The sequence below is a fragment of the Microbacterium aerolatum genome (assembly GCF_007988825.1).
GTDB classification, from domain to species: Bacteria; Actinomycetota; Actinomycetes; order Actinomycetales; family Microbacteriaceae; genus Microbacterium; species Microbacterium aerolatum.
In genome coordinates this window covers 1-17,612 of the sequence record NZ_BJUW01000006.1, presented here as the reverse complement: position 1 = coordinate 17,612, position 17,612 = coordinate 1, and the positions used below count along the sequence as shown (strand labels likewise).

Genomic DNA, 17,612 nt, shown 5'->3' with positions numbered 1-17,612 from the left:
CGTCGTTCGGGCGATCTCACCGACCGCTGAGCACTCGCTTCGCCACCTCGTCCGGGTCGGGCTGATCTGCGACGAGCCGGACGATCGGACCCAGCACCGACCGCACCGTCATCAACCGCATCGCGGTCTCCCGCAGCCACGCGATGACCCGTCCGCGACGGAACATCAGTTTCGCCAGCATCCGCGAGTTCGACTGCGCCGATTCCACCCGCGGCTTCTGCACCCGCTCCCATTCGGTCAGCAATGCGGCGAGGTTCGTGCGGTCGGCGTGTGCGAGCATCCTCCCCAGCATCCATGCCGATTCCATCGCCATCCCGGCGCCGATTCCTGCGGTGGGGAGGAATCCGGATGCGGCGTCGCCGAGAAGCACGGTGTGCCTGTCTGTGTCGACCCATCGCTCGGCTCGGACGTCGGTGAGTGGCCACAGGTACGGCTCGGGGTCGGCGGTGACGGCATCCAATGCCGATCGCAGGCGGGGGCCGATCTCGGGAGCCGCGTCGCGCACGCGCGCGGCGAACGCGGCCGGCCCGATGTCCAGTTCGTCGACCGGTCCGCCCAGGAAGATGCCGAGCCGGTCCTTCACGGGGTACGCGCCGAGGAAGAAGCCGTCGCCCCACAGCTCCTCGCCGAGCGCCGGATCGTCTCCGAGCGCGTCCGACCACGTGACCCAGCCCGCCCAGCCGGTGTCGAGCGTTGCGACCTCCCCGACGTCGAGCAGATCGCGCGTGCGGGAGTGGATGCCGTCGGCGGCGACGACCAGGTCGAAGGACGCCCGCTCTCCGGAGCTGAACCAGACTTCGTGGTCGATAGCGGTGACCGTCGTGTCGAACGACACCGGGCACCCACCGCTGGTGAGCACCTCGCTGAGCGCCCCGCGGTCGATGCCCTGATAGTCGCCGTGGATCTGGAGCATCGCGCCGAGGTCGTCGGTGCGCAGCGTCCTGCCGCGGTGGGAGCGGAACGAGTAGCGGGCGAGGGGCGCGCTGCGCGCGAGATACTCGTCGTGCACACCGAGATCGTTCAAGGCCGGATCGACCGTCGGCATGAGTGCCAGCATGTAACCGGGATGCTCCATGCGTGGCATCCGCTCGATGAGCACAGGATGCAGACCCTGCTTCCGCAGGAGCGCCGCCAGCGTGAGTCCCGCGACGCCGGCTCCGGCGATCAGCGCTCGCAGGCGATCCTCCCGCTGCGCGTCGAGCTGATCCTGCAGCTTGGTGGCGATGAGCATGGCAAACCTCCTGACTGGACCGGGTGGTCCACAGTCTAGACCCGCGTGGACCGGGTGGTCCAGTATGATCGCGACATGGACGAATCCACCCGGCTGACGCCCGAGCGTCGCAGCGCGCTCGCCGAGGCGACCGTGACGGAGTTCGCGCGCGCCGGGTACGAAGGCGCGTCCCTGAACCGCATCATCCGCGCCGCCGGCATGAGCAAGAGCTCGTTCTATCACTTCGTCGGGTCCAAGGACGAGCTGTTCGACACGGTCGTGCGGATGCTGATCGCCGACGTCGCCGCGCTCTGGACGGCACCGGCGCCGGCCGAGTTCGCCGAGTTCGGTGCGCGGGCGTTCTGGAGGCACGTCGATGAACTTCTCGAGCAGTTCGCGGCACTGTCCGCGACACCCGCGCTCCAGCACCTGGGACGGATCTTCTATCTGCCGGGGACTGCCGTTTCCGCATCTGGGGCGCGCGCCGAGCTGCTGGGGACCGTGCGCGCCTGGGTGGAAGGGATGCTGAGGACAGGACGTACCTCGCGCGCGGTGCGCGACGACCTCCCGCTCGACCTGCAGGCGGACATCGTCTTCGCGGCACTGCGCGCGATCGACGAGTGGGCGCTCGCCGACGGTGCCATCACCGCCGAGCGGGCCGCGGTCGCGGCATCCGCCCCCGGCCTTGTGCTGCGCCGGCTGCTCGCGACGTGATCGGGCCTTCCGCCTGGCACAACTTCGGATCTTGGGGCGGACACGCCGAAAGCCGGGCGGGATGCCGCGGCGCGTCGCCACTGGGATCCGAATCTGTGCCCGGCGAATGTGTGCGCGGGGTGCTGTGCCGGCAGGCGCGACCGTGACCGCGACCGCACGCCCGGTAACCTGGAACCCATGCTGAACATGGCCGAGGGGCTCGCACGCCTGCGCGCGCTCGCCGAAGGACCGGTCGTCTCTGCGGTCGCCGACGCATTCCAGACGGCAGGGTTCGAACTCGCTGTCGTCGGCGGCCCGGTGCGCGATGCGCTGCTCGGCCGCGACGTGCACGATCTCGACTTCACGACGAACGCGTCACCCGACGAGATCCTGAAGATCGTCACTCCGATCTCGACCGCGCAGTGGGACATCGGCCGCGCGTTCGGCACGATCGGTGCCAGGGTGCGCGGCGAGCAGGTCGAGATCACGACCTACCGCGCCGACAGCTATGACGGCGTCACCCGCAAGCCCACCGTCGAGTTCGGCGACACGATCGACGGCGACCTCGTGCGCCGTGACTTCCGGGTGAATGCCATGGCGCTGCAGGTCGCGTCACCGGCGCAGCAACCGGAACAGGAACGGACCTTCAAGCTCGTCGACCCGACCGGCGGCGTGGAGGATCTCGTCGCCGGCATCCTGCGCACCCCGACCGACCCGAACGTGAGTTTCGGCGACGACCCGCTCCGGATGCTGCGCGCCGCCCGCTTCAGCGCGCAGCTCGGCTTCGAGATCGCCGATGACACCCGCGACGCCATCACGCGTCTGCGCGAGACCCTGAAGATCGTCAGCCCGGAGCGCATCCAGGGCGAGCTCGTGCGGCTCATGCAGACCGACGACCCGGTCCGCGGCATCCGCGTCCTCGTCGACACCGGACTCATCGACGAGTTCATGCCCGAGGTCAGCGCGCTGCGCCTCGAGGTCGACGAGCACCACCACCACAAGGACGTCTACGAACACTCGCTGACCGTGCTGCAGCAGGCGATCGAGCTGGAGCACTCCCGTCACCCCGGCGAGGCGCCCGATGTGCCGCTGCGCATCGCCGCCCTGCTGCACGACATCGGCAAGCCCCGCACCCGCAAGCTCGAGGACGGGGGAGCGGTGACGTTCCATCACCACGATGTGGTCGGCTCGCGCATGGCGCGCAAGCGCCTGCAGGCCCTGCGCTTCGACGGCGAGACGACGGATGCCGTCGCCACTCTCATCGAGTTGCACCTGCGCTTCTTCGGCTACGCCGAGGGTGCGTGGACGGATGCCGCGGTTCGTCGCTACGTGCGCGATGCCGGCGACCTGCTCGAGCGCCTGCACATCCTCACCCGTGCGGACGTGACAACGCGCAACCGGCGCAAGGCCTCGCGTCTGTCATCCGCCTACGACGACATCGAGAAGCGCATCGCCGATCTGCGTGAGCAGGAGGAGCTCGACTCCATGCGCCCCGAGCTCGACGGCAACCGCATCCAGGAGGTGCTGGGCATCAAGCCCGGACGCGAGGTGGGCGAGGCGTACAAGTTCTTGCTCGACCTGCGCCTGGACGAGGGCGTGATCGGGCCGGATGCCGCCGAGCAGCGCCTGCGCGACTGGTGGGCCGCCCGGGGCTGAGCGCTCGGCTGTTCGACTGTTCGGCGCCGGATGGGTCGCGGATGGTCGCTACTCCGCGTCGATGGCGACCACTTGCGACCCCTCCCCGGTTGGGAATGGTTTCCGGCGACGGTTGGTTGCATCTGCAAGTAAATACTTCGGAGGAGCCAGCATGACCACGACCCACACCCAGGTGCAGACGAGATGACGCTGCACGCGATCGTCTCCGAGAACTGGGCGGAGCAGGCCGACATCGTCGCCGTCTTCCTGCACGGCTACGGCTCGAACGAGCAGGATCTCACCGCGCTGACATCCGCGCTTCCGGAGGGGATGCCGTGGGCTTCGCTGCGCGCACCGATCGAAGTCATGCCGGGCGGGTACGCCTGGTTCCGGATCGTGACGCCGGGGCATCCGGATCAGCAGGCACTGGATGCTGCGACCGACGCTGTCTTGGCGTGGGCGGATGCCGCGCTGCCGACCGGCGCCCGCATCGTCCCCATCGGCTTCTCGCAGGGCGGGCTCATGGCGACGCAGTTGCTGCGCACCGTGCCCGATCGCGTTCTTGCCCCTGTCGTGCTCGGCGGGTTCGTCGCCGCTGGCGAGCAGAAGGCGGATGCCGTGCTGCGGGAGACCCGGCCGGCGATGTTCCTCGGCCGCGGAACAGAGGACCGCGTCATCCACCCGGATGCGATCGCTCGCACCGACGTGTGGGCGCCGGCGCACACCACTCTCACCGACCGGCGCTACCCCGGACTCGGGCATGGGATCAGTGCAGAGGAGCTGGCAGACGTCCGCGAGTTCCTAGCTTTGCAGCTTCGCGAGACGGGGATTCTGGCATGAGACCAGTGTCAGGCACCCCCGTTTCGCGCAGCAATCCCCGTCTCGCCGGCGGCACGCCGTTCGAGATCGGCATCTTCACGTTCGGCGAACTGAACCGCACCCCCGATGGCGCGTTCACCGACCCGGCAGCGCGCCTCAAGCAGATCCTGGAGTGGGCGCGGGCCGCCGATCAGGCTGGCCTCGACGTCTTCGGGGTCGGCGAGCACCACCGCCCGGACTTCGCCGTCTCCTCCCCGCAGATGGTGCTGGCCGCCGCGGCGCGTGAGACCGAGCGCATCCGCCTCACGAGCACCGTCTCCGTGCTCTCGAGCGCAGACCCGGTCCGGCTGCACGAGGAGTTCGCGACGCTCGACCTGCTCAGCGGCGGGCGGGCGGAGATCACCGCCGGGCGCGGCGCGTACATCGAGTCGTTCCCGCTGTTCGGTCAGGACCTCGGCCGGTACGACGAATACTTCGAGGACCGGCTCGGCCTGCTGCTCGCCGCCCGCGAGAGCGGCGAGGTCACCTGGTCCGGGTCGACCCGTGCGCCGCTTCGGGATGCCGGCATCTATCCGCGCCCGCAGCAGGAGAAGCTGCCCGTCTGGGTCGCCGTCGGTGGCACCCCGACATCCGCCGCGCGCGCCGGCGCACTCGGCCTGCCGATGTACCTGGCGATCCTCGGCGCTCCGACCAGGTTCCGCGCGCTCGCGGCTCTCCACCGGGAGTCCGCGACGGCCGCTGGACACGCAGCGCCGCAGCTGGGCGTCACCTCCCACTTCCACGCGGCCGAGACCACGCAGGCCGCGCGCGACGCGTTCTTCCCGCACTACGCCGCCTACTTCGCCGAGAACATGCCGCGGGGCGGGCAGCTCGACCGTGACACGCTCGACACATGGGCGAACCCCGGGGGAGCGCTGTTCGCGGGAAGCTCGGCCGAGATCGTCGACAAGATCCTGTGGGAGCACGAGATGCTCGGACACACCCGCTTCCTCGCCCAGGTCGGTCTCGGCGGGATCAGCCAGCGGGACACGCTGCGCTCGATCGAGCTGCTCGCGACCGAGGTGCTGCCGGAGGTGCGCAGGGCACTCGCCTGAACGCGCCTCCCGTGAGACGGGGTTTCTGGCACGAGACGGGCGTCCACAACCGCGGTTTCGTGCGGGAAACTCCGTCTCGCAGGCCAACTCAGCGGATCGCCTGCAGCACCATCCAGCCGACGGCGAACACCACCACGATGGCGACCGTGATCCAGGAGCCGCCGCGCTTCAGCCGCCGACCCTGCTTCGCGACGCCGGGCGGCGGCTGAAGCATCCCGGCCGGCGGGGCGAACGGAAGCGCATGCGATCCCGGTGCGGCATCGGTGAACGAACGTGCGGGTGATGCGGCTGCCAGCCGGTCATCGCGCCACCGCGCCCACTGGTCGAGCTTCGTGATCAGCGCGCCGACGGCGCCGAACAGCCACGCCCAGGTCGACGGGTCCAGCGTCGACGCCTCGCGCTTGGTGTACAGGAACAGCCAGTCGTCCACGATCTCGACGTCGAGCTCAGCGGCGTTGTCCACGAAGCGCGCCATGATGTCGGGCGTGAACAGATAGAGGGCGTGCTGCTCGTAGCCCTCGGGGCAGTACAGGGTGAAGTACTTGTCGAAGTCGCCCTCGAGAGAGAGGCGCTGGTCCCGGCGGAACGAGGCCGGCAGGTTCGAGCCGAACCCGTTGTTGCCGAGCGCGTCCAGCACGATGTTCGGCAGCGGAACGTCGAGCTTCACGGCGACGTATCCCCACCGATACGTCGTGGAGTTCTTGCCGGACTTCACCGTGTACTGGTAGTTGCCGAACTCGACGAACCGCGGCGAGTGACCGCGGACCAGTTGCTTCGCGTGACGCGACCGGCCGATGCTGAAGATCATGCCGGGCAGCGGCGGGTCGTCGACCCGATCCTCGTAGGTCATGCCGTTGGCGGACGCGAACCGGTTCAGTCGATAGCGGGTCACGCGGCTGCGCCGGTACCCGAAGAACAGCACGACACCGACGATGACGATCACGACGAGGATCAGCAGGAATGGCAGGCCGACGACGGGCGCCCCGCTGCGGACGCCGGCGATGATCCCGAGCGCCACCATCGGCACCGCGATGACGAGCATGAGCGAGATCACGATGATCGCGATCACCGTGCCCGCCGAGACGCCGCCGCCCTTGCGTGCTCGCATCTCGCGCGCGAACGCCGTGACGTCTTTCGGATCGACGGGTTCGGTGAGCGGACGGGCGTCGAACGAGAGGGGAGTGGGCGTCGTCACGCCTCCACGCTAACCGGTCACCTGGCGTTAACGTCCGGATGCCAGCATCGGGGCCCATGCACGCCGCCAGAGTCACCGCGATCCTTCCCGCGAAGGATGCCGCGCCGTACATCGGCACGACGCTCGAGACCCTGCTGCGCCAGTTCGACGACCGCTCGGCCCTCAAGCTCGTGGCGATCGACGACGGTTCGAGTGACGGCACGGGCGACATCATGCGGGAGTACGCCGAACGGTTCGCGCACGTCGAGGTGCTCGTCAACCCGCGGGCCCGCGGACTCGCCACGGCCCGCAACCAGGGACTCGCGCACGTCGACGGCGATGCGTTCTGCTTCATCGACGGCGACGACTGGATGCAGCCGCACCGGCTGCAGGTTCTCACCGAGCGGCTGGGGCAGCTGGAGTGCGACTTCCTGCGCACCGACCACGTCCGGGTGAGCGACCAGGACCGCAGGCTCATCCGCGCCCCGCACCCGTGGCGCGGCATCCCCACAGCTCCGCGCGACGCGATCCTCCCCGCTGACGACAAGACCATGGTCGACTACCCGTTCGCGTGGGCGGGCATTTTCCACCGCCGCGTCATCGACGAGGGTCTCGCGGCGTTTCCGGACGGGCTGTTCACCGCCGAGGACCGACCGTGGATCTGGCGGCTGCATCTGCAGGCTCGCCGGTTCGCCGTCGTGGACGCGCCTGCTCTGCTGTACCGGCGCGGCGTCACGACCTCGCTCACTCAGGCCCGGGACCGTCGGCAGCTGGACTTCACGGCGGCCATGTCGCAGGCGCTGGATCTCGTACAACAGGATGCCGAGGCGGAGCGCTTCCTCCCCAAGGTGGTGCAGACGGTGTTGGCGTTGAGCTCGCACCACATTGTGCGCTCGCGGCAGATGGACGGCGGGCTGCGCCGTGAGATGCGGGACGGCATCCGCCTGCTCCTCGCCCGTCTTCCCTCCGACGAGGCCGGCCGAGCGCTGCAGCGACTCGACGGCCCGCGACGGCGCGTGCTCGCGCGGTCGCTGCGGAAGGCGGGTCGCACGACATGACCACACTGTTCGCGCTGCACAGCGGCTATGGACTGACGACCGCCGCGGCCGGGATCGACGAAGGCCTGTTCGACGGACGAGGCGAGCGAGTGCTCGTCCCGTTCAACTCCGCTCGGGTTCCTGAGACGACGGTCGGCATCGATGCGCACGCGCAGCTGGCGCCGCTGAGGGCCCGGTTCGACCGGATCGAATCGCTCGACGCGCTGCTGCAGCCGCGGCATCCGAGTTCCTGGGATCCGGACGAGGAGGAGCTCCCGGTGCTGCGCCGCCTCATCGAACGGGCTTGGCGGCTCGACGACGACCTCGAACTCTGCATCCAGAGCCCTCAGGTCGCGCCCGCTCGAACGCTGATGTCGCTCTTCCCGAACGCCCGCCTCACGGTCATCGGCGACGGCCTCATGACCTATTCGCCGATCCGCGTCGCACTGCCGCGCGGAGTCGTCGCCCGCATCGGCCGCGTCGTGTACGCCGACGTCGTGCCCGGCGTCGAACCGCTCGTGTTCCGCGAGTCTGGTGCGACGCGGATGCCGGTGCCCACCGATCGTTTCGCCGCCGCACTGGCCGAGACGGGAGGAGACGACCCCGCGCTCGCCGCCCTCGCGGACGGCACCCCGACCGCGCTCGTCCTCGGTCAGTACCTCGCCGCCCTCGGACTCGTCGAGCCGGACGAGGAGATCCGGATGCAGCAGCAGATGATCGACCGCGCCCTGGACTGGAGCCCCGCCCGCGTCGTGTTCAAGCCGCATCCCTCGGCGCCGCCCGCGCTCACCGACGCGGTGCGCGAACGGGCGGAGCGCAGGGGCGTCGAGTTCGTCGTCTACCGCGGACCGGTGCCGGCAGAGATCGTGGCCGAGCGCGTGGATGCCGTCGGCGTCGTCGCCGGGTTCTCCACCGCGCTGCCGACGATCCGCGCACTGTACGGGCGGCCGATCGCGGCGGTCGGCACCCGCACGATGATGCGGCGACTGACCCCGTTCGAGAACAGCAACCGGGTGCCGGTCACGATCGTGGATGCTCTCACCCGAGCCGATTCGCCGTACGCCGAACCTGAACGGCTGCAGCTGCTGATCGACGCCGTCGGCTACGCGATGCAGCCGAAGATCGCGGAGTCGTTGCGTCCGCGCGCCGAGGAGCTGCTGCGGTCGATGCCAGCCGCCGAGCGCGACAGGTACTTCGACCCCGCGCGGTCGGCGCGACTGCAGCTGCCGGGCGCGCCTTCGGAGAGCCTGCCGCGACGCGTGCTGCGGTCGGCCGGGGGAGTGGGTCGAGTCGAGGAATTGCGGCTGACGCTGCACGGCGCGCGCCGACGCGCTGCACGAGCGTGGAAGGTGGTGCGGGGACTATGAGCCGATGTGACGACACGTCGCGCTTCGGGCTCGGAAGGTGGCGCAAATCGTCGCTTCCCGGCGGTTGGGGCGACAACTCGCGACCCCTCCCCGGACTGGACCGGTGCGCTGCGGTGCGGAGGTGTCGCAAATGGTCGCTTCCCGGCGGTTCGGGCGACAACATGCGACCCCTCCCGCCGAAGACCACGCCGAAATACACGCGACCCCTGAGGAGAACGACGTGACCCGCGACCACGACTCCCGCGCCGACGGCCTGACCGTCGCGATCATTCCGGCACGCGGGGGGTCGAAGGGCGTCCCGCGCAAGAACCTCCGTCGCGTCGGCGGCGTCCCGCTCATCGAGCGCGCCGTGAGGTCGGCGGCCGCGGCATCCGCGATCGATCTCGTCGTCGTCACGACCGATGACGACGAGATCGCCGAGCTCAGCGAGGCATCCGGAGCACGCGTCATCCGCCGCCCTGCCGAGCTCTCCGGCGACGCCGCGTCGTCCGAGAGCGCACTGCTGCACGCCATGGACGAACTCGAGGCGAACGGAGACACCGTCGGCACAGTCGTGTTCATGCAGGCGACGTCTCCGTTCATCGCCGGTCAGAGGATCGACGAGGCCGTCGCGCACATCACGCACGACCGCTTCGACAGCGTGTTCTCCGCGCACGAGACCTACGGGTTCCTCTGGCGCCGCGCCGAGGACGATCACGCTGAAGCGATCAACCACGCCGCCGACCACCGCCCGCGCCGCCAGGACCGCGAGCCGCACTACCTCGAGACCGGCGCGTTCTACGCGTTCTCCGCTGGCGGATTCCGTGCGGCTCGGCACCGGTTCTTCGGCCGCATCGGGATCGTCGAGGTCCCGGAGCAGACTGCCATGGAGATCGACGACGAGCAGCAGCTCGCCGTGGCATCCGCCGTCGCGACCCTCCTCGACCGGCCGAGCGCGATCGACGTCGTGGCCGTCGTCACGGACTTCGACGGGGTGCACACCGACGACACCGTGCTCATCGACAGTGATGGCCACGAGCACGTGCGCGTCAGCCGGGAGGACGGCATGGGCGTCTCGCGCCTGCGCCGCGCCGGCATCCCGATGCTGATCCTCTCCACCGAGACGAACACGGTCGTCGGCGCGCGTGGCAGGAAGCTGCAGGTGCCGGTGCTGCAGGCGATCGATGACAAGGCGCAGGCGCTCGCCGAGTGGGCTGCGGAGCAGGGCATCGCGCTCAGCGACATCGCCTATCTCGGCAACGACGTCAACGACCTCGGTGCGATGCGCGCGGTCGGATGGCCGATCGCCGTCGCGGACGCGCACCCGCTCGTGCGCGCACAGGCGCGCGTCGTGCTCACGCGAGGCGGCGGAGACGGTGCCGTGCGCGAGCTCATCGAACGCGTTCTGTCAGCCGACCGACGCCGGTAACCTCCGCGATGCGCCATGTTCACTGTCGCGGCGTACCCAGGAAGGAGGGGACGCGCCACGACAGGAGGACGACATGACCGTCAGCATCGGATCGCATGTGGTCGGCGGTGGATCGTCCGCGTACGTGATCGCGGAGATCGGCCTGAACCACAACGGCGATGTCGAGATCGCCAAGCGCCTGATCGACGTCGCGGCGCGCGCGGGCGCGAACGCGGTGAAGTTCCAGAAGCGCACCCCCGAGATCTCCACGCCGGAGCACATGCGCGACGTCCCACGCGAGACGCCGTGGGGCACGATGACCTATCTCGACTACCGCCGTCGGGTGGAGTTCGACCGGGGCCAGTACATCGAGGTCGGCGACTATGCGACGCTGCACGGGCTCGATTGGTTCGCGTCGCCGTGGGATGTGCCGAGCGTCGACTTCCTCGAAGACCTGAACGTGGTCGCGCACAAGGTCGCCTCGGCGAGCCTCACCGACACCGAGCTGCTCGAGGCGATCCGTGAGACCGGCAAGCCCGTCATCCTCTCCACGGGCATGTCCACGATGGAGCAGATCGACCGCGCGATGGGTGTGCTGAACACCGACCGCGTCATCCTGCTGCACGCCACCTCCACCTATCCGATGGAGCCGGAGGAGGCCAACCTCCGCATGATCTCCACGCTCCGCGATCGCTACGCGGGCGTGCCGGTCGGCTACTCGGGTCACGAACGCGGTCTCCAGATCTCTCTCGCCGCTGTCGCGCTCGGCGCGGTTGCCGTCGAGAGGCACATCACACTGGACCGCACGATGTGGGGCTCCGACCATGCCGCGTCCCTTGAGCCCGCCGGACTCGAGCACCTCGTGCGCGATATCCGCGTCATCGAAGCGGCACTCGGCGACGGCGTGAAGCGCGTCTTCCCGGGCGAACAGGCTCCGATGGCGAAGCTGCGTCGGGTGGGCGCCTGACCCCATGAGCAGCGAACTGCGCGTCGTCGCGATCGCGGATGCCGACTCCTTCGTGAAGTGGTCGGCGGCGCTGCTCGACGCGGTACCGGGTATCCGTCGGCACATGCTGCTCGTGCGCACACCCCTGACGGTGAGCCGCGAGCAGGAGAATATGGCGCTCGCCGGCACGATCATCGGAGACGGAGCCGTCACCCGTGTCGGCTTCGACGAAGTCGCCGGATGGCTGCAGGGGCACCTGCCCGACGTCGTGGTGCTCGCCGGCCGAGGGCATTTCGTGCGCCTGATCGCCCGCGTGATCGATCGGTTGAAGCAGCGACCGGTCGTCGTCAGCGGCCTGCCCGGGATGTCGATCCCCGCTCTGCGAGGAACACTGGAGTACCGGCGCGAATCCGACCTGCTCGTGCTGCACTCGCACCGCGAGATCCGCGCATACGAGGCGCTCGGCGACCGACTCGGGATCGCCGTGCCGATGGCGCTCGCGACCCTGCCGTATGCGCGCCGGGCTTCCCAGGTCGTCACCGCCTCTCGCATGCGTGCGGGGGCGGCGGATGCCGTCGGCGCCGCAGATGCGCAGGGCGGAGGGGTCGCCGTGGTCGAGCGGGAACGCCGCGGCACCGATCTCGTCTTCGCCGCGCAGGCTCTCGTCCCTGCCGAACGGGATGAGCGCGAGACTCTCGTCGACATCCTCCGCCGCGCCGCCGCCGCGCGACCGAACCGCCGCGTCGTGGTGAAGCTGCGATCGCGCCCCGGCGAGGCCGAGACGCATCTCGAGCGCGACGCATACACTGAGCTGCTCGCGAACCGGCCGGCGAACCTCATGATCTCGTACGAGCCGATGGCGCTCGCGCTGTCGCGTGCGGAGGGGCTCGTCACGGTCAGCTCGACCGCGGCGGTCGAGGCCATCGCACGCGGCGTCCCGGTGATCGCGCTCGACACGTTCGGCGTGCGAAAGCCGCTGCTGAACACGGTGTTCGCCGGAAGCGGTCTGCTCGGAGACGCCGGTGACGTCGTCGCGCGGCGGTTCCGGCATCCGGACGCCGACTGGATGCACGACAACTACTTCCACCCGGCATCCGAATCGGACTGGTGGGATCGCGTGCAGGAACTCGTGATGCTGCGCCGCGGGGGCGTGCTGCCGGCGAAGACAGTGCCTGCGGGGCGCGGTGGCACGCTGCATGCCGCCTGGCACCGCAAGAGCGTGCTGGGATCCGAGGATCGCTCGTTCACCGGTCAGGTCGCGCTCGGCATCGGCGCTCCGCTGGTGCAGGGGATCCTCGGGATGCGCCGCGCGCGCGGACGCGCCGGTGAGGACACCTGGGCGGATGCCACGACCGACTACACCCTCGAGCCGAGGCCGCAGAAGGATCCCGTGCGGCGCTGAGCTCGTTCATTGCCGCCGCGAGAATTGTTTTGCGCGGCGAGAATCGTGTTGGCACTGCAATCCTCATGCGGGAAAGCAATTCTCGAGGTCAGCGGTTGATGTCGTCTGCATCCCAGTGCAGCGATGAACCCTCGCGGATCGGTAGAGCTTCAATCGGGGGATCTGCGCAGATCGCTCGGATCAGCTCGTTCGAACCGGCGACGATCGTCGAGTCGAAGTCGATCTCGCTCACCATCACCCAGGCACGATCGGCCGGCCAGAGGATGCTGGGATGCTGCGCTGACGGATCGAAGCCGTGTCCCTCCGCCTCACGATCGCGCCAGGGCGCATCGAGGATCCAGTCCGGGTCGGCGAATGCCGCTGGCGCGGCGGCGAAGAGCACGTGGTTCCGGTCGGGAAGTTCGAGACGCGGACCCTTCGAGATCTCATCGGAGAGGATGCCGGGCTGCCACTTCGGCTTTCGGAAGGGGTTGTTGAAGCGATCACGGAAGCTCTGACCCAACACCTGAGCGTGTGCGAGGTCATCCGTGAACTCATAGAAGCCACGGCTCGGTCCTTCACCGAAGAACCCGAGCAGGCCGCCGCGTCCTTCCCACAGGGCCGCGTAGCCGGCATCCGGGGTCGAGGTGTGTGCCACGAGGTGTCGCGCGATCGCGGCCAGCAGCTCGGGCGACATCTCGCCTTCGCTCGGCGAGGAGAACTCGCGGCCGTCCGGCGCGATGCGCGAGCGCCAGTCACCATCCGTCGGCGTACGGACGAGATGCTGCCACTGCGCGAGCGCGTGAACGGTCGTGCCGAAGGCGGCTGCGGCGTCCGCCCACGATGCCGGCTCATCGACGAACTGCTCCATGAGGCGCTGCTGCTCGGCGTCCGGCATCCGCACCCATTCGTCCATGGTCGGAACCGCTCGATCCGGTAGCGATCGGACCTCGGCGGGGTGGAAGATGCGTGCGTACGCCTCGAACCCGTGCGGCACGAAGTGGTGCATCGACCAGTCATCGTCCAGGCGCTCGCGCAGCCAGCCGCCGGCATCCATCGGGTCCGCGATCCACTCCATGTCGACCACGCTACCCGGGCGCTCCCGCCCGTCACCTGCTCGCGAGAATTGCATTGCGCGGCGAGAATTGCGTTGGCAGCGCGATTCTCATGCGGCAAGGCAATTCTCGCGACACCGGGCGGCGAAGGCAGGCGTAGCCTGGGCGCGTGACGGTGCTCATCGCGTTCCTCGCCAACATCCTCGTCGCGATCGCGAAGACGATCGCCGCCTTCCTCACCTCCTCTGCGTCGATGGTCGCCGAAGCGGCGCACTCGTGGGCGGATGCCGGCAACGAGATCTTCCTGCTCATCGCCGATCGTCAGGGCGGACGCAAGAAGGATGAGCGGCATCCGCTCGGATACGGGCGCAGCGCATTCGTCTGGTCGCTGATCGCCGCATTCGGCATCTTCACCGCTGGCGCGATCGTGTCGATCATGCACGGCATCCAGGAGCTTGCCTCCGACGAGCCCGTCGAAGACCCGATGATCGCGTACATCGTGCTCGGAATCGCGTTCGTGCTGGAGGGCGCGTCGTTCACGCAGGCGCTCATCCGCTCGCGCCGGCTCGCACGCGAGCGCCGCACATCCACCTGGGACTTCGTACTCCAGACGAGCGACACGACGCTGCGGGCGGTGTTCTTCGAGGATGCCGCGGCGCTCATCGGCCTCATCCTCGCGGGCGGGTCCATCGCGCTGCATCAGATCACGGGAGAGGCGGTGTGGGATGCCGTGGGGTCGATCCTCGTCGGCATCCTCCTGGCGATCGTCGCCGTCGTCCTCATCGGACGCAACCTCGCCTTCATCGTCGGCACGAGCCCCGCGCCGGAGCTGCGCTCGCGCGTTGGCAGGGCGCTTCTCGAGGCGTCCGCGATCGAGCGGGTCACCTACCTGCACATCGAGTACGTCGGCCCGAACCGTCTGTTCATCGTCGCCGAGATCGACCTAGCCGGCGATGAGCGCGAGCACGACGTCGCCCGCCGACTCCGGGAGGTCGAGCGGCAGATCGAGGCGCATCCAGTCGTCGAGACCGTCGTCCTCTCGCTCTCCGTGGACGATGAGCCGTCCCTCGAGTTCGCCGCCTCGTTCGCGACACGCCCGGAACTGAAGTAGACTGCTGTGGTTGTCTGCTCATCGGCCCGCATTCTGCGGTCCAGGAGCGGGCACGTGCACACACCCTCCTGTTTCCGGGAAAGTCCCGGAAACCGTTCAAGTCCGAAGGAGGTGGGTAAGTGACGCACCAGTACGAACTCATGGTCATTCTGAACCCTGAGATCGACGAGCGCCAGGTTGCTCCCACGCTCGACAAGTTCCTGAAGGTCATCACCAACGATGGCGGTTCTGTGGACAACGTCGATGTCTGGGGCAAGCGCCGGCTCGCATACGAGATCCAGAAGAAGAACGAGGGCATCTACGCCGTCGTCAACTTCACCGCTACCAGCGAGGCCACGCAGGAGCTCGACCGTCAGCTCAAGCTGAACGAGCAGATCATGCGCACCAAGGTTCTGCGTGCCGAAGAGGCACAGGCCATGATCGCGTCTGAGGCGAAGCGCTCCGAAGAGAAGGCTGCCCGCAAGGCCGCCAAGGCTGCGAAGGCCTGAGTCTCATGGCCGGCGAAACCGTCATCACCGTGGTGGGAAACCTCACGGCCGACCCCGAGCTGCGTTACACGCAGAACGGGCTGCCGGTGGCGAACTTCACCATCGCATCGACGCCGCGGACCTTCGACCGTCAGGCGAACGAGTGGAAGGACGGCGAAGCGCTGTTCCTCCGCGCGTCCGTGTGGCGCGAGTTCGCCGAGCACGTGGCGGGTTCGCTGACCAAGGGCATGCGCGTCATCGCGCAGGGCCGTCTGCGTCAGCGCTCCTACCAGGACCGTGAGGGCAACAACCGCACGGCCATCGAGCTCGAGGTCGACGAGATCGGCCCGTCGCTGCGTTACGCGACGGCGCAGGTCACGCGTGCAGCCTCCGGCGGCGCCGGTGGCGGCGGCGGACAGCGTCCGGCGCAGCAGCAGCAGGTGTCGGAGGAGCCGTGGTCCACGCCCGGTTCGTCGACCAGCGCTGATGCCTGGAGCACTCCGGGCAGCTTCGGCGACGACACGCCTTTCTAAACAACTTCTGGATGCCTCGGCATCCGCTCATCAATAAGGAATAACCATGGCTGGAAAGTCGAGCGGCGACCGCCGCAAGCCGCGGAAGGGTGGCAAGCCCACCGCTCCCGCGAAGTCGATCCGGGTCGGCGTCATTGACTACAAGGACGTCGCGACCCTTCGCAAGTTCATCTCGGAGCGTGGGAAGATCCGCGCCCGTCGTATCACCGGAGTCTCGGTGCAGGAGCAGCGTCTGATCGCCAAGGCGATCAAGAACGCACGCGAAATGGCTCTCCTGCCCTACGCCGGCGCTGGCCGCTAAGGGGTACGGACATGGCAAAGCTGATTCTCACGAACGAAGTTGCCGGGCTCGGAAGCGCCGGTGACGTTGTCGAGGTCAAGAACGGGTACGCCCGCAACTACCTCATCCCCCAGGGCTTCGCTACGGCGTGGACCCGTGGCGGCGCCAAGCAGGTCGAGTCGATCCAGGCCGCCCGCAAGGCACGCGCGATCCACGACCGCGAAGAGGCCGTGGCGCTCAAGGACAAGATCGAGGGCCAGAAGGTCCGCCTGACGGTCAAGGCCGGCAACGGCGGACGTCTGTTCGGCTCGGTCAAGACCGAGCACGTCGCCGACGCCGTCGAGGCTTCGGGCCTGGGCACCATCGACAAGCGCAAGGTGACCATCACCTCGCCGATCAAGTCGACCGGTGACCACGAGGCGACCGTGCGTCTGCACGAGGACGTCGTCGCCGTCATCACCCTTCAGGTCGTCGCCGCCAAGTAAGGCTGCACGGCTGGGCGGATGCCCCGGGATCTTCGGATCTCGGGGCATCCGCCTTTTCTGTGCGCGACGTCCGTCCGCTGGGGTCGGACCGTCGTCAGCCGGTGATGGGGATCAGCCGGCGACGCGACGTCGCAGCAGTCCGGTGCCGATCAGCAGCATCATCGTGGCGAGCAGTGCCGGGGCGAACGGGGTGTCCGCGCCGGTCTGGGCGAGCATGACCCCGCCTGCTGCTGCGATGTTGCCGCCCTGCCCGCTGGGGACGGGGGTGGCGCCGGAGTCGGTTCCCGGAGTGGTTCCGGGATCGGTGTCCGTTCCCGGGTTGGTACCGGGGTCTGTTCCGGGGTTGGTGCCCGGGACTGTGCCCGGGTCAGTGCCGGGGTCAGTGCCCGGGACGGATGCCGGTGTGTCCACCGTCGCGTCGCCGATCAGTCCCACGGCGTTTCCGCCGACGGTGATCGGAGCCGAGATCGGCAGCGCCAACTGCGTACCGCCGAGGACCGAGTCGCTGCCGCCGGTGAGGATTCCATCACCGGCCGCCGGGGTGGTGGTGCCGGTGGCCGTGGTGGCGTCGCCGCTGGTGACGGCGCTGTCCCCGAGGAGGCCGATGGCGTTGCCGGTGGCGTTCACCGGTGCGGCGACGGGGGCAGCGACCTGGGTGCCGCTGGCCGTGCCGTCGGCGCCATCGGTGACCGGGGCAGTGCCTGCCGCCGGGGCGGTGGTTTCGGTGGCCGTGGTGGCGTCGCCGCTGGTGACGGCGCTGTCCCCGAGGAGACCGATGGCGTTGCCGCCGACGGTCACCGGTGCAGCGATCGGTGCCACCACCTGGGATCCGCTGGCGGTGCCGTCGGTTCCGTCGGTGGTGGGCGTGGTGCCGTCCGCCGGGCTGGTGGTGCCGGTGGAGGTGGAGTCACCGCTGGTGACGGCACTGTCTCCGAGAA

17 protein-coding genes and 1 pseudogene are annotated in these 17,612 nt (G+C 69.0%); 14 read left to right on the top strand and 4 right to left on the bottom strand.

The features are described from left to right. Positions 1 to 16 precede the first annotated feature (16 nt). Positions 17 to 1,231: an FAD-dependent oxidoreductase gene (locus MAE01_RS07820; protein ID WP_147039004.1), complete on the bottom strand. Its 1,215-nt coding sequence runs from the start codon at positions 1,229 to 1,231 to the stop codon at positions 17 to 19. Positions 1,232 to 1,306: 75 nt separating this feature from the next. On the opposite strand from MAE01_RS07820, the gene MAE01_RS07815 reads away from it, so the two are divergent. The 4 genes from MAE01_RS07815 (at position 1,307) to MAE01_RS07800 (ending at position 5,451) form a co-directional block, all read left to right on the top strand. Beyond that, on the top strand, positions 1,307 to 1,924 hold the full coding sequence (locus MAE01_RS07815; protein WP_147039003.1) for a TetR/AcrR family transcriptional regulator: 618 nt from the start codon (positions 1,307 to 1,309) through the stop codon (positions 1,922 to 1,924). A 177-nt stretch (positions 1,925 to 2,101) separates the two neighbouring features. Further along, positions 2,102 to 3,559, top strand: coding sequence for a CCA tRNA nucleotidyltransferase (locus MAE01_RS07810; RefSeq protein ID WP_147039002.1), 1,458 nt, complete (start codon positions 2,102 to 2,104; stop codon positions 3,557 to 3,559). Between the two features lie 183 nt (positions 3,560 to 3,742). After that, entirely contained in the window at positions 3,743 to 4,378 is a 636-nt protein-coding gene (locus tag MAE01_RS07805; protein ID WP_147039001.1) for an alpha/beta hydrolase, read from the top strand. Beyond that, entirely contained in the window at positions 4,375 to 5,451 is a 1,077-nt protein-coding gene (locus tag MAE01_RS07800) for an LLM class flavin-dependent oxidoreductase (RefSeq protein ID WP_147039000.1), read from the top strand. Before MAE01_RS07805 ends, MAE01_RS07800 begins: the two co-directional genes overlap by 4 nt. An 88-nt stretch (positions 5,452 to 5,539) precedes the next feature. On the opposite strand, the gene MAE01_RS07795 is transcribed toward MAE01_RS07800, so the two are convergent. After that, on the bottom strand, positions 5,540 to 6,646 hold the full coding sequence (locus tag MAE01_RS07795; RefSeq protein WP_147038999.1) for a hypothetical protein: 1,107 nt from the start codon (positions 6,644 to 6,646) through the stop codon (positions 5,540 to 5,542). 56 nt (positions 6,647 to 6,702) lie between these two features. Here MAE01_RS07795 and MAE01_RS07790 point away from each other — a divergent pair, with 56 nt between their 5' ends. From MAE01_RS07790 to MAE01_RS07770, 5 genes are all read left to right on the top strand, one after another. Further along, entirely contained in the window at positions 6,703 to 7,683 is a 981-nt protein-coding gene (locus tag MAE01_RS07790) for a glycosyltransferase family 2 protein (RefSeq protein ID WP_147038998.1), read from the top strand. Continuing rightward, entirely contained in the window at positions 7,680 to 9,029 is a 1,350-nt protein-coding gene (locus MAE01_RS07785; protein ID WP_147038997.1) for a polysialyltransferase family glycosyltransferase, read from the top strand. Before MAE01_RS07790 ends, MAE01_RS07785 begins: the two co-directional genes overlap by 4 nt. Before the next feature lie 220 nt (positions 9,030 to 9,249). Further along, positions 9,250 to 10,437 carry an acylneuraminate cytidylyltransferase gene (locus MAE01_RS07780; protein ID WP_229718113.1) on the top strand — a complete coding sequence of 396 codons (1,188 nt, stop codon included), beginning with the start codon at positions 9,250 to 9,252 and terminating at the stop codon, positions 10,435 to 10,437. Between the two features lie 73 nt (positions 10,438 to 10,510). Next, on the top strand, positions 10,511 to 11,383 hold the full coding sequence (locus tag MAE01_RS07775; RefSeq protein ID WP_147038995.1) for an N-acetylneuraminate synthase family protein: 873 nt from the start codon (positions 10,511 to 10,513) through the stop codon (positions 11,381 to 11,383). A 4-nt stretch (positions 11,384 to 11,387) separates the two neighbouring features. After that, a complete protein-coding gene (locus tag MAE01_RS07770; protein WP_147038994.1) occupies positions 11,388 to 12,764 on the top strand; it encodes a DUF6716 putative glycosyltransferase in 1,377 nt (458 codons plus the stop codon). A gap of 88 nt (positions 12,765 to 12,852) precedes the next feature. Here MAE01_RS07770 and MAE01_RS07765 read toward each other — a convergent pair whose 3' ends face one another. Beyond that, positions 12,853 to 13,821 carry a hypothetical protein gene (locus MAE01_RS07765; RefSeq protein ID WP_147038993.1) on the bottom strand — a complete coding sequence of 323 codons (969 nt, stop codon included), beginning with the start codon at positions 13,819 to 13,821 and terminating at the stop codon, positions 12,853 to 12,855. 146 nt (positions 13,822 to 13,967) lie between these two features. On the opposite strand from MAE01_RS07765, the gene MAE01_RS07760 reads away from it, so the two are divergent. The 5 genes from MAE01_RS07760 to rplI all read left to right on the top strand — a co-directional run bounded on the left by MAE01_RS07760 (position 13,968) and on the right by rplI (position 16,674). Further along, positions 13,968 to 14,909: a cation diffusion facilitator family transporter gene (locus MAE01_RS07760; RefSeq protein WP_147038992.1), complete on the top strand. Its 942-nt coding sequence runs from the start codon at positions 13,968 to 13,970 to the stop codon at positions 14,907 to 14,909. Positions 14,910 to 15,028: 119 nt separating this feature from the next. Beyond that, positions 15,029 to 15,397, top strand: a complete 369-nt coding sequence (gene rpsF, locus MAE01_RS07755) for a 30S ribosomal protein S6 (RefSeq protein ID WP_147038991.1) — start codon at positions 15,029 to 15,031, stop codon at positions 15,395 to 15,397. 5 nt (positions 15,398 to 15,402) lie between these two features. Continuing rightward, positions 15,403 to 15,909 (top strand): single-stranded DNA-binding protein, encoded by a 507-nt coding sequence (locus MAE01_RS07750; protein WP_147038990.1) that lies wholly within the window; start codon positions 15,403 to 15,405, stop codon positions 15,907 to 15,909. A gap of 46 nt (positions 15,910 to 15,955) precedes the next feature. Beyond that, positions 15,956 to 16,210, top strand: coding sequence for a 30S ribosomal protein S18 (rpsR, locus tag MAE01_RS07745; protein ID WP_071641238.1), 255 nt, complete (start codon positions 15,956 to 15,958; stop codon positions 16,208 to 16,210). 11 nt (positions 16,211 to 16,221) lie between these two features. Beyond that, complete coding sequence (gene rplI, locus MAE01_RS07740; protein ID WP_147038989.1) at positions 16,222 to 16,674, top strand: 50S ribosomal protein L9; 453 nt, start codon at positions 16,222 to 16,224, stop codon at positions 16,672 to 16,674. Between the two features lie 111 nt (positions 16,675 to 16,785). Here the strand turns inward: rplI and MAE01_RS15935 are convergent. Further along, positions 16,786 to 17,612: pseudogene (locus MAE01_RS15935) on the bottom strand (hypothetical protein); the annotation flags it as partial.

Excerpts from the sequence above, each read along its gene's own strand:
- MAE01_RS07785 (WP_147038997.1), top strand. The coding sequence starts at position 7,680 with ATGACCACACTGTTCGCGCTGCACAGCGGCTATGGACTGACGACCGCC.
- rpsR (WP_071641238.1), top strand. The coding sequence starts at position 15,956 with ATGGCTGGAAAGTCGAGCGGCGACCGCCGCAAGCCGCGGAAGGGTGGC.
- MAE01_RS07815 (WP_147039003.1), top strand. The coding sequence starts at position 1,307 with ATGGACGAATCCACCCGGCTGACGCCCGAGCGTCGCAGCGCGCTCGCC.
- MAE01_RS07770 (WP_147038994.1), top strand. The coding sequence starts at position 11,388 with ATGAGCAGCGAACTGCGCGTCGTCGCGATCGCGGATGCCGACTCCTTC.
- rplI (WP_147038989.1), top strand. The coding sequence starts at position 16,222 with ATGGCAAAGCTGATTCTCACGAACGAAGTTGCCGGGCTCGGAAGCGCC.
- MAE01_RS07750 (WP_147038990.1), top strand. The coding sequence starts at position 15,403 with ATGGCCGGCGAAACCGTCATCACCGTGGTGGGAAACCTCACGGCCGAC.
- MAE01_RS07800 (WP_147039000.1), top strand. The coding sequence starts at position 4,375 with ATGAGACCAGTGTCAGGCACCCCCGTTTCGCGCAGCAATCCCCGTCTC.
- MAE01_RS07810 (WP_147039002.1), top strand. The coding sequence starts at position 2,102 with ATGCTGAACATGGCCGAGGGGCTCGCACGCCTGCGCGCGCTCGCCGAA.
- MAE01_RS07790 (WP_147038998.1), top strand. The coding sequence starts at position 6,703 with ATGCACGCCGCCAGAGTCACCGCGATCCTTCCCGCGAAGGATGCCGCG.
- MAE01_RS07775 (WP_147038995.1), top strand. The coding sequence starts at position 10,511 with ATGACCGTCAGCATCGGATCGCATGTGGTCGGCGGTGGATCGTCCGCG.
- MAE01_RS07765 (WP_147038993.1), bottom strand. The coding sequence starts at position 13,821 with ATGGAGTGGATCGCGGACCCGATGGATGCCGGCGGCTGGCTGCGCGAG.
- MAE01_RS07820 (WP_147039004.1), bottom strand. The coding sequence starts at position 1,231 with ATGCTCATCGCCACCAAGCTGCAGGATCAGCTCGACGCGCAGCGGGAG.
- MAE01_RS07805 (WP_147039001.1), top strand. The coding sequence starts at position 3,743 with ATGACGCTGCACGCGATCGTCTCCGAGAACTGGGCGGAGCAGGCCGAC.